The organism is Actinoallomurus oryzae (assembly GCF_039541955.1).
Classification (GTDB): Bacteria; Actinomycetota; Actinomycetes; order Streptosporangiales; family Streptosporangiaceae; genus Actinoallomurus; species Actinoallomurus oryzae.
Genome location: NZ_BAABHF010000015.1, coordinates 356,987 through 371,902, shown reverse-complemented (window position 1 = coordinate 371,902; position 14,916 = coordinate 356,987). Strand labels below are relative to the sequence as shown.

The window sequence follows — 14,916 nt, the reverse complement described above, 5'->3', positions numbered from 1 at the left end:
GGGTCAGCGGACCGCTTCCTCCAGCGGTTCGCCGTTGACGGTGACGTCCTTGAGGACGAGCCCTTCGACGTCCTCCACGATGTCCGTGCCGGTCCGCTTGTCGAACGTGCAGTGGGTGAGGGTGATGTCCCGGATCGGGTCGTCGGGGTATCCCCGCATCTCGAACACCTTGTTGGTGGTGCCGACGTGCAGGTTCTCGACGTTGATGCCGCTCACCGACGGGTTGTACGGGTGGCCGGGGCCCTCGTCGTAGTAGAAGTCGATCTGTATCGCGGCGTCCGCGATCTGGGTCACCTCGACGTCGCGCATGTGGACGTCGTGGATGTAGCCGCCGCGTACGGAGTTGGTCTTGAGCCGGAGGCCGTATCCGAGGTTCGGGCTGGTCATCCGCAGGTTCTGGGCGAAGACCCCGCTGATGCCACCGGTCTCCTCACTGCCCATCGTGACGCCGCCGTGGCCGTCGCGCATCTCGCAGTCCTCGACCAGGATGTTCCGGCTGGGCACGTTGACCCGGCGGCCGTCGGCGTTACGCCCGGACTTGATGGCGATGCAGTCGTCGCCGGTGTCGAACGTGCTGCCGGTGATGACCACGTCGGTGCACGACTCGGGGTCGCAGCCGTCGTTGTTGGGCCCGTGGCTGGAGACCGTGACGTTCCGTACGAGCACCCGCTGCGAGAGCACCGGGTGGATCTCCCACATCGGTGAATTGACGATGGTGACACCCTCGATGAGCACGTCGCGGCAGCGGTACGGCTGGACCATGTTCGGGCGGAGGTAGTGGCCGGGCCCGAAGACGCGCTCGCGCACCGGGACGCCGCGGTCGGCCATGTCCTGCAGCGCGTCCCAGTCGTCGCCCTGCGTCGGGATGCCCTCCGTCCAGCCGTAGCGCGTGTTGCCCGTCCAGGGCCACCAGGCGTTGTTGCCGGCCTGCCCGTCGAGCGTGCCCTCGCCCGTGATCGCGATGTTGCGGGCGCCGTACGCGTAGATGAAGGGCGAGTAGTTGTAGCACTCGATGCCCTGCCAGCGGGTGAAGACCGGGGGGTACTTCGCGGGATCCGTGCTGAACAGGATCGTGGCGCCCGCGCTCACGTGGAGGTCGATGAAGCTCTTCAGGTGGATCGGCCCGGTCAGGTACCGGCCGGGAGGCACGATCACGTGCCCGCCGCCGCGGCGGGCGCAGGCGGCGATCGCCGCCTGGAACGCCCGGCTGCAGTCGGTGACGCCGTCGCCCTTCGCGCCGAAGTCGGTGATCCGGAACTCATGGTGCGGGAACTTCGGCGCGCGCACCCGGCGACGGATCGCGTCAGCGGTCTTCCAGGGACTCTGCTGGGCGAAGGCGGGCCCGCCGACCGTCGCGGCCAGCAGCCCACCGCCCAGTATCGCCCCGCCCATCCCAATGAACCGGCGTCGTGGCCAGTTTTCGGTCATCGTGTCCTCCTGAGACGCAGGTTGACGGTCAAGATCATCGGATGGTCACGTTCGATGCCGCGGAAAGCTCGGCCCGAGCGGACGGGCCGTGGCCCGCCATCCGGTCGCCGCCGGACCCGCGCCGGAGCGCGCGGCGTGCGCGGACGGTGTCCGGGACACCGGTGGCAGCGGCGGCCGGCGCTGTCGCCGACCACCGTCGCAGGGTCGTTCTTCGGGGGTTCATGAGCCGGTGCCTCCGCCGGAAAACCTTTTCCTCAGAAAATCACATGGAGGGCCGTAGCCGTCAACCCGCTTCTTCCGATGACCGACCGCATGCGCAAGGCGAGCCCGCCGTGTGGTCCAATGCCGCCATGGACAGGGTGCGAACCGACGCGGGGGCGCGGCCGCCCCGAGCGACCATCATCGATGTCGCGCGGGAGGCCGCCGTATCGCCGGCAACCGTCTCACGAGTCCTGACCGGCACCAAGCCGGTCTCGGCCGACCTCGAACAACGGGTGCGCGCCGCGGTGAACCGGCTCGGGTACCGGCCGAATCCGGCGGCGCAAGGACTGCTGCGTGGCGCCACCCACGCGGTCGGCGTCGTCGTTCCGGACGTCGGCAACCCGTACTTCGCCGAGGTGCTCAAGGGGGTGACGAACGCCGCGGAGGAGTCGGATTTCCGCACCCTGGTCGCGGACACCGGCGAGAAGGGGGGCGCCGAGCACGACGCGGCACTCGAGCTGTCCCGATGGGCGGACGGCGTGGTGCTGTGCTCGCCACGGATGCCCCAGCGGGAGCTGGCGAAACTCGCGCAGGCCGTGCCTCACCTCGTCTGTGTGAACCGCGTGGGCCGCGGCGGCCAGGTGCCCGCGGTCGTGGTGGACTTCGAGGCGGGCATGGCCGCGATCTGCCGGCATCTGCGGGAGCTCGGCCACCGCCGGATCGCCTACCTTCGGGGCCCGGCGCGGGCGTGGTCGGAGCGGGCCAGGCAGCGGGCACTGCGCGCGGCGTCCGGCCCGGACTTCGAGGTGCTCCAGGTGCCGTGCGGCTCCAGCAGCGCCGACGGGCGCCGCGCCGCCGACGCCGCCCTCGCCACCAGGGCGACCGCCGTGATGGCGTTCAGCGACTACGTCGCTCTCGGCGTGCTCGCCCGGTTCGACGAGCTCGGGGTCTCGGTGCCCGGTGACGTCTCGCTCACCGGCTTCGACGACATCGCGCTGAGCGAGCTGTTGCGCCCCCGCCTCACCACGGTGAAGGTGAGCAAGCAGGACCTGGGCCGCCGGGCCTGGGAGCTGTTCGCCGCGAGCGGCGACGTGGGCGGCGGCGAGTCCGGCCGGGTCGTCACGGCGATCCCCGAGCTGATCACCCGCGACTCGACGGCCCCGCCGGCGACCGCCACCACCCCGCTGCCGAAGACCGCGAAGGCCTGACGGACCGGCACGCCTCCGCCGCACGACGGCCCCGGCCGGGGCGTGCGAGCGGACGCGCCGCCGCGCCGAGACGGTGCCGGATGACTGTTGACCGTGCGTTCGTCTCGGGCCTAATTTGAGGAAAACCTTTTCCCACGCACGGCCGGGATGCCGGCGGGCCACCCGGAGAGGACGGCAGATGTTCAGCCGGAGGACGGTACTCAAGCTCGGGGCGCTCGGCGTCGCGGCGACGCCGCTGGCCGCGCAGGGACGGGCGTCGGCCGCCGCCGCCGGCGGCGCGTCGGCGACGAGATCCGAGGTCGCCTACCTGTCGGGCACGGACAAGGACCACGTGGTCGACTGGCGTTTCATGCTGACCAGCGGGCGGAACTCCGGCAGATGGACCACCGTTCCCGTGCCGTCGAACTGGGAACCCCAGGGCTACGGGACCTACGACTACGGGGACTTCGTCGACGACCACCCGGACCAGCCGAACGAGCAGGGCGTGTACGAGCACACGTTCACGCCCCCCGCGGCCTGGCGCGGCAGGAAGGTGTTCATCGTCTTCGAGGGCAGCATGACGGACACCCGCGTGTGGATCAACGGGTCGGCCGTCGGGCCGGTGCACCAGGGCGGCTTCGTCCGCTTCACGTACGACGTCACCGACGTGCTCACCTTCGGTGGCCAGAACCGGCTGAAGGTGACCGTCGACAAGGAGTCCGCCAACGCCTCGATCAACGGCGCGGAGCGCAGGGGCGACTACTGGATCTTCGGCGGCATCTACCGGCCGGTCTACCTGCTGGCGCACCCCGCCGAGTTCATCGACCGGGTGGCCGTCGACGCGCAGGCCGACGGGTCGCTGTCCGTCGACGTCTTCCTGGGCGCCGTCGCCGAGGCCGACGGTCTCCGGGCGCAGGTCAGGTCCATGGACGGGAAGAAGGTCGGTCGCGCCTTCTCGGCGGACCTGCGCGCCGGCGCGGACCAGGCGACGCTCTCCACCCGGGTGGACGGCCCGCGACTGTGGACCGCGGAGACCCCGAACCTCTACCGGCTGGAAGTGACGCTGACCAAGGGCGAGGAGGTGCTGCACCTGGTCACCGAGCGGTTCGGCTTCCGCACCGTCGAAGTGCGCCCGGGCAAGGGCATCTTCCTCAACGGCAAGCGGATCATGCTCAAGGGCATCACCCGGCACGCCGAATGGCCGGACTCCGGCCGCACGACCAGCCCGACGATCAACCGCGACGACATTCTCCTGATGAAGGAGATGAACATCAACGCCGTCCGGCTGTCGCACTACCCGCAGGACCAGAACTTCTACGACTACGCCGACGAGCTCGGCCTGTACGTGCTCAACGAACTGCCCGGCTGGCACAACCCGTACGACACGCCGAGCGCGAAACGGATCGTCGAAGAGATGGTCGTCCGGGACGTCAACCATCCGTGCGTGATCTTCTGGGACAACGGCAACGAGGGCGGCTGGAACACCGCCGTGGACGGCGACTTCGCGACCTACGATCCGCAGCGGCGGACGGTGCTGCACCCGTCGAGCGAATCCTTCAACGGCATCAGGAGCACCCACTACCCGTCGTACGCGGACACGCAGGGCTACCTGGAGAACGAGCCGGGTTCGATCTACCTGCCGACGGAGTTCCTCCACTCCATGTACGACGGAGGCGGCGGCGCCGGGCTGGCGGACTACTGGAACCTCATGACGAGCCGGCCGAACTCCGGCGGAGGATTCATCTGGGCGCTCTTCGACAGCGGCGTCGTCCGTACCGACCAGGGCGGCCGGATCAACGTCGCGGCCGACCGCGCCCCGGACGGCGTCGTCGGGCCCTATCGCGAGAAGGAGGGCAGCTTCTCGGCGATCAGGGAGATCTGGTCACCGATCCTCGCCACCCTGCGCGGCTCCGACACCGGTCACAACCCGGCGGTCTTCGACATCGAGCTCACCAACAGGTACGACTTCACGAACCTCGGCGAGTGCCGGTTCGGCTGGAAACTGATCAGGTTCCGCGGGCCGTACGAGGACTCCACCGGGCACACCGTGGTGGCGAGCGGCACGGCGAAGGGCGTACGTGACGCCGGGCCGGGCGAGAGCGCGACGCTGACGCTCCGTCTCCCCTCCCCGACGGTGAGGCGGTCCGACGCCCTGGCCCTGACCGCGGTCGACCCCGCGGGCCGCGAGGTGTGCTCGTGGGTGTGGCCGACCACCCGGGCCGCGGACCTCAAGGACCGCATCGTGTCGGCGGGCACCGGCACCGTGACGGCGACGGAGACGCCAGACGCGATCACCATGACCGCCTCGGGAACCGAGGTCACGATCAGCAAGCGCACCGGCCTGCTGACCGGGGTCCGGAAGGACGGCTCCGCCCTGTCGCTCACCAACGGGCCCGTGGCGACCGCCGGGAACCCGGCGCTCTCGGGCATCACCCATCGTCAGGACGGCACCGCTCACGTCGTCCAGGCCGACTTCGCCGGCGATCTGTCGTACGTCACCTGGCGCATGCTGGCGAGCGGGTGGCTGCGGATGGAGTACCGGTACCGCGTGACCGATGACCGGGACTTCTCGGGTGTCTCATTCGACTATCCCGAGAACCAGGTGGGCGCCGTCAGATGGCTCGGGAAGGGGCCGTACCGCGTTTGGAAGAACCGGATGCAGGGCCCGGTCACCGACACCTGGTACAAGAAGTACAACGACACTTCGACCGGCGCCGACCTCTGGAGAGCCGATCACTGGAAGTACCCGGAGTTCAAGGGCTACCACGCCGCGACGTGCTGGGCGGTGCTGAACGCCCGCGAGGGCGACATCACGATGGTCGCGGAGGAGGACATGTTCCTCCGCCTGTACACGCCCCTGTTCGGGCCCAATCCCGGCCACGCGACGGCGGTCTTCCCGGGCGGGAACATCTCGTTCCTCGACGGCATCGCCCCCATCGGCGACAAGAACCATGAGCCGCCCCAGACCGGGCCTTCGGGGCAGCCGAACTCGGGGGCGGGAGACTACCGGCGAGCGGTCTGGTTCTCCTTCGAGCGCAAGACGGCGCAACTGGCGGTCGACGACGTCGGCGAGGTCGGCCTCAACAAGTCCGCGCAGATCACCGCCAGGTTCTCGAACGACGCCAAGGGGTCTCCCACCCGCGACGTCCGCCTCACGCTCGACGTGCCGCGCGGGTGGACGGTCAAGGCACGCACGCCGGATCGCTTCGGCCGGGTCGCCCCCGGCAAGACCGTCAAGACCACCTGGACCGTCACGCCGCCGGCCGGCAACTTCGGCAAGTTCTCCCTGAAGGCCGAGGCCGACTACGCCGACCAGGCGGCTCACCGGCGGCTCCAGGTCTGGAGCGAGCCGGCGGACGTTGTCGTGGCCAGCGGCCCCGAGCCGCCGGAGACGGTCGCCTGGTACAAGTTCGACGAGACCGCCGGGCGGACCGCGAGCGATTCGAGCGGCCGGCGTGACCGGGACATGACGGCGACGCTCGTCGGCGATGCCACCTGGGGCGCCGGCCGGATCGGCAACGCCGTACAGCTCGGCGGCACGGACTCCGGCGGTGGCCATATCCGGCTACCGCAGGGGGTCCTGGCCGGGGCGCGCGAGGCCACCGTCGCCTGCTGGGTCAAGCTGACGTCCTCGCCACGGTGGCTGCGGGTCTTCGACTTCGGCTTCGACCGGGTCACCTACATGTTCCTGACCCAGGGCACCAAGCTGCGTCCTCCGGAGCTCACCGACAACATGCTGATGTTCGCCATCACGATGAACGGCTCGGGCGCCGAGCAGCGCCTGCACGCACCGCCGTTGCCGACCGGCGAATGGAAGCACCTGGCGGTCACCCTGTCCGGCGCCAACGGCGGCGGCCGGCTGTACGTGGACGGTGTCCAGGTCGACGCCGACCCCGCCATGGACCTCGTCCCGATGTACCTGGGCGATACCACGCGCAACTACATCGGCCGGTCGCAGGTCGAGGGCGACCCTTACCTGCCCGGCGCCGTGGACGACTTCCGCGTCTACGGGCGTGCGCTGCCCGAAAGCCGGATCCGCGCGCTCTACGAGGGGTCGTAGCGACTTCTCGGATCGCGTATGAGCGCGGCCCTTTTCATGGGCGATGAACACTAAGGTCCAATTATCCGCCTGTGGCGGGCCGTGGCGCGGATGCATACCGACGATATACCGCCGACTCCTATTCTCCTCGCGAAACTCCACGCCGGCGAGATCAGAGGAGAGGCGCATGAAACTTGTCACCATGCTCACGGCGGCGGCGACCGCGGCGGTCGCCACCACCGGCCTGGCGGCCGAGAACGCCGAGGCGAGCGGCATTCAATACAAGGCCTGCCCGTCCGGGTACGTGTGCATCTATGAGTACGACTACACCTTCGTGTCCAAGTATTACACGTACGGTTCCCACAACCTGTCTTATATGTATGGCCTCCACCGCATCAAGAACAGCCAGACGGGCGGCGCCAAGGTAACGCTGTGCTACGGGTACAACGGCACGGACTGCACCGGTCCCACCATTCCCGCCGGAAAGATGTACGAGGAGAACCTGACGCCGATCAACTCGATCTACCTGTATCCCTAGGCTCGAAGCCCGCGCGGACAGGACCGCGCCGTCGGCGCCCCGTCCGCACGGGCTCGGCCCGGACTCGGTCACGTCGTGGTGGTCAACCTCACCGGTCCGATGAGACCGTTGTCCGTACGCTTCCGGCCGGCCGCGCCGGTCCCCGGGGCGACGCGTACCGCGTTGATCAGTGGGGTGGCGACCCGCACCGTGATCGTGTTGTCGCCCGGCCGCAGGTAGCGGCCGATGTCGATCCGGCTGAGGTCGAGATGGTCCTGGGGCGGTAGCGCGTGGCCGTTGACGGAGATCCGGGACGTGTCCACGACGGCACCGAGATCGAGGTGCACGTCCTGCCCCTTGTTCGCGAGCCGTACGTGGGTGGTGTAGGTACCCACTCCCGCCACGTCGGCCAGGTCCACCGGGTACCCCGCCGACTTGGTGATGTGCGTCCAGGCGGGCAGGTTTCCGGCGGAGTCGGCGGTGACCGCGACCGGCCCGATCCGGGTGTGCGCCGTGTCGTCGGGGCGGCCGGACGCACCCGGCGTCCAGCTGTCGACGGTCAGCTCCCAGTTCGTCAGCCCCTGGACGGCGGCCGTTCCGCCGGGCGCACGGGCCGCTGCGGCCGCGCCGCCGAACCGGCTCCCGCGGGCCACCGCGATGACGGTCGCGTCATGCGCGGCGAGCCGCACCGGCAGCGTCACCGCGTGCGAGCGGGTGGCGCGCTCGGCGAGCCGGGTGACCTGCCCGCTCCAGGTGTCGAGGCGGTACGCCGTGCCGTCGCCGGTCAGCCGTACGGTCTGGTCGGCGGCGGTGTCGGAGTCGTTGTAGAGGAAGTAGTAGTCGGCGTCGGCGGTGTGGCGGCGCACGTCCACGATCCGGCCGGACGGGGTGCCGACATGCGCGGCCGCCGCGGTCACGCCGAGAGAGGTCAGCGCCGCGGGGACGTCGTCCTGCGTCGCGGCCCGCGCGACGTGGTGCCGTCCGTCGCCGATGTAGGAGTACAGGGTCGCGATGTCCTTGCGCACCGCTGCCTCGTCGCCGGGGCCGTAGCCGGGGGTGGTGACGGCTGGCGGCCGGTCCGAGCCGACGATGACGATCGGCAGGCCCTTCCGCGCGAGGTCGAGGATCTTGTCCGCGGCGTCGCGCCGGTAGGTCTGCTGGTTGTTGAGCAGCAGCGCCCGGTAACCGGACCTGCCCGGGAACAGCTGCCCGCCGGTGTACTCGGCCGCGGGCTCCTTGAGGAACTCCGGGCTGATGTAGCCGTAGGTGTATCCGGCGGTCGCCATCGCGGACGTGTTCGGGATGACCGTTTCAGGCCGGTCGTTCGCCTGCCCGGACAGGCCGAGGTTCTGGTAGTAGACGCCCACGTCGAACTGCGGCGTGCCCTGCCGCAGCACGAGCGACAGCCGGGCGAGGTGGTCGTTGACCGCCTTCATTTCCGACCACTGCGGCATCCGCGGGCCCCATGCCTCCGCGAAGCTGGTGTTCCCGCCGTAGCTGAACCCCGGCCACCGCGTCTGCTCGCCGGAGCCGGCCGGCGACTCCAGGTACGGGAACCCGTGCCAGACGATCTGGTTGTCGCCCCCGGCCAGACCGTCGTAGAGCTCGGTGGAGAGGTTCTCCGCGACGGTCGTCCCCCACACCTTGCCGGAGATCGCGCAGCACTCGCTGGAGACCACGGGCGCCCCGCCCATGTACGCCCCGGAGGCGATCACCTTGAACTGCTGGTCCGCGTTGTGCCCGGAGAACTCCAGCCCCTCCCCCTCGGGGATGCCGATGTGCTCCGCGGCGTGCGCCGCGTCGATCGGGTCGCCGTACGGCTGCGCTCGCAGCGTCATGCCGTGGCTCTCCGTCCACTGTTGCAGGGCGGGCAGGTACCGGTCGGAGTACAGGTCGCTCCAGGTCTGCGCGTAGTCCCAGCGCGCCTTGTCACCGCTGCCGTCGGAGAAGTCGAAGGCGGCCGGGTACACGCCCTTGCGGTGGATCGCGTAGCCGGCCAGCGCCGGCAGGAACGTCGTCAGGGAGTAGCCCCGCAGCTTCTGGAACCGCTGAGCGAAGTCGGAGGTCCAGGTCTCGTTGTAGCCGAGTTCGAGGGAGTCCTCGAAGAAGGCGCCTCCGGAGGTCCGCGGGCCATCCGGGCCGCCCAGAACCGACCGGTCCCAGAAGTCGCCGGTGGCCTCGGCGCCGGACGCGCTCAGGTGGTCGAGGGCGTAGTCGGGTGACTTGGCGGCCGTCGTCGACTGCAGCCGCCCGTCGGCGGTCTGGTAGAAGTCCATCAGGACCCAGGGGTGACCGTTGCCGGCGGGGAACGTGTAGTGGAACCTGCCGCCGGCGTCGACCAGTTTCGTCACGTCGCGCGCTGACGCGCGGTCGAGCTTCTGCGGGCCGGTACCCCCGGGGACGCAGTCGGCGCTGCACTGGACGGCCACCACCGCCACGAGGGAGGACTTCGCCGTGTCCATGGCCTCCGCGCCCGCGGAATGCGCATGGGGGGCCGGGGTCACCACGGTCGGAGTCGCGCTGATCCCGTCCCGCCGGACCAGTTCCCCGGCCGGATGCGGGTGGGCCGGCGCGGGCTTGACCGTGATGCCGCTGCCGGGAGTCGCCGTCGCGGCACCGCGGGCGTGAGCGCGTTCGAGCGGGGTGTCGAACGTCAGCGTGCCGGGCTTTCCGCTGCCGCTGGACGCGACCTTGGTGAGCTTTCGCGTCTCCTGGCCGGATCCGAAGCCGATCACGACCGTGCCCCCCGGATCGAGGTTCATGTCGTTGGCGACCATCACGCTGGTGGCGCCCGCGGCGGCCGCCGCGTACAGGGTCGACTTCATGCTCTGCGTGCCGAGGCCGGTGACGGTGGCGACGTCCTGGTCCGCGCCGGAGCCGAAGACGATCTTGTCGCCGGTCCGCAGGCCGTCCGGCACGTCCGTGACCGATACGGCGGTCGCACCGGCGGCGGTGTCCGTCGCCACGGTCGTGCAGCCCGCCGAGGTGCCGACCCGTTTGATCGTGACGGTGTCGGCGTCCGCGCCCGAACCGAGCGTGATCCGGTCTCCGGCGGCCAGGCCGGCGATGTTCGAGAGCTGAACGTCCGTCGCACCGGACGGCATCGCCGCACAGGCGAGGGTGTCCACGGTCGGCGGGTTCGTGGTCGTCGGCGGGAGCGCCCCGTCGCGGGTACCGCCGGCCGCGGTGAACTCGGCGCCGTAGATCAGCTGCTGCTGTGCGGAGGGCTGGTTGAAGTTGTGCACCGAAGGCACGACCACCGGCCAGGACGGACCGAGGGCCATGTCCAGGATCACGCCGTCCTTGCGAGCGGCGTCGGCGATCACCTTGAGCTTGTGCTGCCACTTCGGCGAGCCGAAGCCGTTCTCGTCGAGGTAGCTGTCGCTGCCGAAGACCGGATCGGTGGTGGCACCCGGCACCGGGAACGCGGTGACCTCGACGCCACCGCCGCCGGCCCGGGCGATCTGGCCGATCTCCCGGCGTAGCTCGTCGTCACTGGTGTCGGCCCCCGGGAGCCACCACCGGTACTTCGGGCGCACCGCGGTCGGCGGATCGGCGAAGGTACCGGCGGTCAGCGCGGGCGCGGGATCGCCCGCCCGCGCCGACCCGCCTCGGTCCGGCGCGCCCGGGGAGGCCCCGGCGAGCGCCGATGGCGCCGCCAGGCCTCCCAGCAGGGCCGCCGTGACGAACGCGCGGAGGCTCAGGTTCGCTCTCCGTCTCGCTGTCCGTCCACGCATATGTCGTCTCCTATCGCCGCGGCCGTTGGTCTAGGGAAGGTGGGCGCAGTTGGTGTCGAGGTCCCAGAGGATGACCGACAGCGCGAACGGGCTGATCTGGTGTTCGCCGTGGGTGGCGTCCTCCAGCAGCTCCCAGTGGCCACCGGCGCCGTCGCCGCCGCCGATCACGGCGATCCGCTGCCGTACGGCGGCCTCGTAGCTGCGGTGCCCGACGCCGTTGAAGCAGCACTCGTCGAAGCGGTTGAGGATCTGCATCTGCCGGCGGTGCGGCCCGACCGAGCCGAGAGCGTAGATGTCGGGGAAGTCGGCGACGCCGTAGAAGCCGGGCTGCATGTCCTGACGCTGCTCCCAGTCGCCGCGGGTCGGGCTCGGCTTCGGCGATCCGGGGCGGACGAAGAACGGCAGGGAACCGGCCGTCGGGTACGAGCGGGTGATCCGGGGGTCCAGCGCCGGATAGACCGTGGTCGCCCATCCGCCGCCGGACAGCCCGACCATCTGCACCGACGACGGCCGGTACACCGCCTGCACGTGGTTCATCGCCACCGCGAGCGGCTCCAGGAAGAACGCCAGCGGCGAGAACTTCGCCGACTCCCACAGGCCCAGGTCGTTGTGGGACGGCTTCTGGATCACCGTCGGGTCGTTCGGGTCCTGCAGCGTCGTCGGGTTCCAGTGGTAGAACGGCATCGCGAACAGCAGCACGACGTAGCCGTGGTCGAGCAGCCCCTGAGCGGTGCGCTGCATGACGTCCAGCGGCTCTCCGTGGCCGTTGTGGTAGAAGGCGACCCGCCTGTGCGTCCGGCGGCGCGGCTCGAGCACGAACACCGTCGAGTACAGCCCGAACGGCATCCGGACGGTGAGCCGGTCGTACCGCCGTACGCCCTCGAACGCCGGCAGCTCCGCCGGAGTGCCCACGCCGCGCTGGACCTCGGGCCGGCCGGTCGGCAGCACGCCGGTGGACTTCCAGACCTGGGCGACGAGCCGGGGCCGCATCGCCTCGACGTCGGCCGCGGTGTGGATCGTCATCAGTTCCTCGACGTCGACGCCGACCACCACCTGCGGCAGCGTCTTGTACGCGGCGCTGTGCGCGGCCGCCACCTCGGCGTTGACCGGAGCCACCGGGCGCGCCGCCGGGTTCGGCCGGTCGCCGCCCCCGGTGCCGGCGGCGGCCGGGAGCGTCCAGCCGACGGAGGCGGACGCGGCGGCGGCGCCGAGCGTGCCCAGCATCGCTCTGCGGTTCACGGAGGTCATCGGTTCACCTTTCTCGGAGGGTCTGGAGCGCGTGCTTCGGGTTCCAGCCCAGGACGTAGGCCGGGTCGCGCAGCCGGGTCGCCTCGTCGCCGGTGAGCTGCCGCGAGCACGCGAGCCGGGAGCTCGTGTCGAGCGGCTTCCTGGCCAGGTCGGTGCTGTGGTACTCCCAGAACCGCAGTTGCCCGGCGGCCGCGCAGTCGTTCGGGCTGGTGATCTGCCAGCCGGTCCGCTTCACGTGCGCGCCCATCGCGGAGTCGATGAACACCACCTGACTGGTCGGGAACCGGCTCAGCTCGATCCGGCCGAGGTAGACGCTGTCGTCCGGCACGTCCGGCCCGCGGGTCAGCCGCACGTTCACGAACACGTTGCCGGGTCCGGTGTCGGTGTTGCGGACCTGGTTGTAGTAGCCCGCGTGCAGCGCCTTCAGCTCCGAGTCCCGCATGAACACTCCGCCGGTGCCCCAGACGAAGTCGACGTCGCCCTCGACGTAGCTGCCGGTCACGAACGCCTTCCCCTGCAGCCGCAGGCTGTCCTGGTAGCCGAGGATCCGCACCCGGGCGAGCACGATCCGGTCGCCGTTGCCGCGGAACGCCTCCGCCTGCGAGCCGTGGTACGGGGTCAGGTTCCGCACGGTGAGGTCGGACATCGCGAAGTCGTCGGCGTCGACCCCCATCGCGGCCCGCCAGCAGTTGAACCGGTCCGGGTCGGCCAGCACCCGGCGCGGGCAGTACGCCTGCTCGACCGGCACGTTGGCCATCGCGTAGTCGCCGTTCAGCAGGTTGTTGTTCGGATAGCCGACCGTGGTGCGTCCGGCGCCGGCGCCGCGGATGGTGATGTGCGGCTTCGTCTGCGGCACGTACACCATCTCGCGGTAGAAGCCCGGCGCGACGTCGATCCGTACCGGCCGGTCATTGCCCTCCGCCACGAAGTCGACCGCGCCCTGCACGGTGCAGAAGTCGGCGCCGCCGCGACCGTCGACGGTCAGCCGGGCGGTGCCGGGCTTCGGGTCGTGCCGGGTATGGAACGTCCAGGCCGTACGGGAGGCGATACCGGCGTTGCCGACGAAGAAACCGGGGTCGACGGTGACGTAGTAGACCTGGCCGGGCGGCAGCTTCGCGTGCGGGTAGACCGTGGCCGTACGCCCCTCGACGACCACCGGCTGGTACGCCCACCGATGCGTCTCGCCGAAGTCGGAGCGGGCGCCGCCGACGGTGCGCTGGTAGGTCGCCGGGTCCGCGAGGTCGATGGTGTCGACCACCGTGCCGTCGGCCCGGTGCACCTGGAGCCGGCCGCGCACGCCGAGCTCGGCCGGCCCGGCGAAGGTCAGCCGCAGCGGACCGTCGGTGCAGGTCGCCCGCTGAACGCCGTCCGGAGCGGGCCGGGGGTCCGCGTCGTCGCCGGGCCGGGCCGCGCGCCAGCCGGTCAGCCGTTCCATCACCGCGATGAGTCGGTCGGCGGCCTTGCGGTGCCCCTGGACGTTCGGATGCGTACCGCCGTTGTAGTCGCCCGCGCCCAGCCAGCCGGTGGTGTCGACGTACACGGTGTGCCGGTCGTGCAGCGCCCCGACGACGCCGGCGATGTCGGAGGCGTGGGTGCCGTCGAAGGGCCGCATCGCGAGGATCAGCGCGTGCGGGTTCGCCGCCCGGACCTGCCGCAGGTACGCCCGGTAGCGCGGCACGAACTGCTCGGCCGGATAGGGCGCGTCGTTGGCGCCGAAGTTGACGACCACGGCGCCGGGGTCGGACGGCGCCGCCGGGTAGCCCGACAGGTACCAGCCGAAGGACTCCGAAGCGGTACCGACGTTCCCGTGGCCGGGCTGGATGACGCCCTGCTTGCCGAAGCCGACCTGGTCGGTGTCGGCGTCGAAGGCCTTGCCGACCAGGTAGGCGTAGTCCTTCGTGCCGTCGGCGCAGTCGACTCCGAGCGTCGGGCACAGCGCCATCACGCCCTCGGTGACCGAGTCGCCGTAGAACTCCAGCCGGTGCTGCGCAGTGCGCGGCAGCGACACCAGCGTCGCCCCGGGCGCGAGCTCGATCTTCGACAGCACGATGCCGGACTGCAGCGGCATGATCCAGCGGTTCTCGTACTCGTCGACGTCCTTGACGACGATCTCCGCGGTGTGCGTCGTCGCCGGATCGAGGCCCTCGGCCAGCGGGATCCGGTCGCTGTCGACCTTCACCAGCGACGGCTCGCCGCGGTCGACGGAGACGTAGACCTGCGACGGCACGGTGATCCCCGCGGTCTGGAAGCGCGCGGCCAGCGTGTCGCCGGTGAACCGGAACCGCAACGACGAGCCGGAGTTCACGGTGATCGCCAGGTCGTCGTCCTTCGCCCAGCGGCCCTCGAACTCGATCCGCGGGTCATTCGGCCCGAACGTCGCCGGGCTCGATGCCGCGAAGGCCCTTGGTCCGCCGGGCACGACCGCGAGCGCCGTCGCGCACAGACTCACGACCATCAGGAACCGCAAGACGAGTCGCACGACGGCCTCCCTCGCACACGCCGACCCGGCCTTACCAGGGCGGGGGCGGCAGGAAATCCTTTTCCCGAGCAACGGTCGCG

7 protein-coding genes are annotated in these 14,916 nt (G+C 70.7%); 3 read left to right on the top strand and 4 right to left on the bottom strand.

Going from position 1 to position 14,916, the window contains the following annotated elements:
- Positions 1–3 precede the first annotated feature (3 nt).
- Positions 4–1,428: a glycoside hydrolase family 28 protein gene (locus ABEA10_RS10620; RefSeq protein ID WP_345460955.1), complete on the bottom strand. Its 1,425-nt coding sequence runs from the start codon at positions 1,426–1,428 to the stop codon at positions 4–6.
- A 350-nt stretch (positions 1,429–1,778) separates the two neighbouring features.
- Between ABEA10_RS10620 and ABEA10_RS10615 the strand changes: the two genes are divergently transcribed.
- From ABEA10_RS10615 to ABEA10_RS10605, 3 genes are all read left to right on the top strand, one after another.
- Positions 1,779–2,837, top strand: a complete 1,059-nt coding sequence (locus ABEA10_RS10615; protein ID WP_345460952.1) for a LacI family DNA-binding transcriptional regulator — start codon at positions 1,779–1,781, stop codon at positions 2,835–2,837.
- A 178-nt stretch (positions 2,838–3,015) separates the two neighbouring features.
- Positions 3,016–6,876, top strand: coding sequence for a glycoside hydrolase family 2 TIM barrel-domain containing protein (locus tag ABEA10_RS10610; protein WP_345460949.1), 3,861 nt, complete (start codon positions 3,016–3,018; stop codon positions 6,874–6,876).
- 166 nt (positions 6,877–7,042) lie between these two features.
- Positions 7,043–7,393, top strand: a complete 351-nt coding sequence (locus tag ABEA10_RS10605) for a hypothetical protein (RefSeq protein WP_345460946.1) — start codon at positions 7,043–7,045, stop codon at positions 7,391–7,393.
- 68 nt (positions 7,394–7,461) lie between these two features.
- On the opposite strand, the gene ABEA10_RS10600 is transcribed toward ABEA10_RS10605, so the two are convergent.
- From ABEA10_RS10600 to ABEA10_RS10590, 3 genes are read right to left on the bottom strand one after another with little or no spacing between them, the layout of a single operon-like run.
- Positions 7,462–11,109: a glycosyl hydrolase gene (locus tag ABEA10_RS10600; RefSeq protein ID WP_345460943.1), complete on the bottom strand. Its 3,648-nt coding sequence runs from the start codon at positions 11,107–11,109 to the stop codon at positions 7,462–7,464.
- A gap of 30 nt (positions 11,110–11,139) precedes the next feature.
- Positions 11,140–12,357, bottom strand: coding sequence for a hypothetical protein (locus ABEA10_RS10595; RefSeq protein WP_345460940.1), 1,218 nt, complete (start codon positions 12,355–12,357; stop codon positions 11,140–11,142).
- Between the two features lie 4 nt (positions 12,358–12,361).
- Positions 12,362–14,836, bottom strand: a complete 2,475-nt coding sequence (locus ABEA10_RS10590; protein WP_345460937.1) for a pectinesterase family protein — start codon at positions 14,834–14,836, stop codon at positions 12,362–12,364.
- Between the last annotated feature and the right edge of the window lie 80 nt (positions 14,837–14,916).

What these genes read in the sequence shown, in the direction of transcription:
- ABEA10_RS10620 (WP_345460955.1), bottom strand. Translation starts at nt 1,428, where the DNA reads ATGACCGAAAACTGGCCACGACGCCGGTTCATTGGGATGGGCGGGGCG.
- ABEA10_RS10610 (WP_345460949.1), top strand. Translation starts at nt 3,016, where the DNA reads ATGTTCAGCCGGAGGACGGTACTCAAGCTCGGGGCGCTCGGCGTCGCG.
- ABEA10_RS10600 (WP_345460943.1), bottom strand. Translation starts at nt 11,109, where the DNA reads ATGCGTGGACGGACAGCGAGACGGAGAGCGAACCTGAGCCTCCGCGCG.
- ABEA10_RS10595 (WP_345460940.1), bottom strand. Translation starts at nt 12,357, where the DNA reads ATGACCTCCGTGAACCGCAGAGCGATGCTGGGCACGCTCGGCGCCGCC.
- ABEA10_RS10615 (WP_345460952.1), top strand. Translation starts at nt 1,779, where the DNA reads ATGGACAGGGTGCGAACCGACGCGGGGGCGCGGCCGCCCCGAGCGACC.
- ABEA10_RS10605 (WP_345460946.1), top strand. Translation starts at nt 7,043, where the DNA reads ATGAAACTTGTCACCATGCTCACGGCGGCGGCGACCGCGGCGGTCGCC.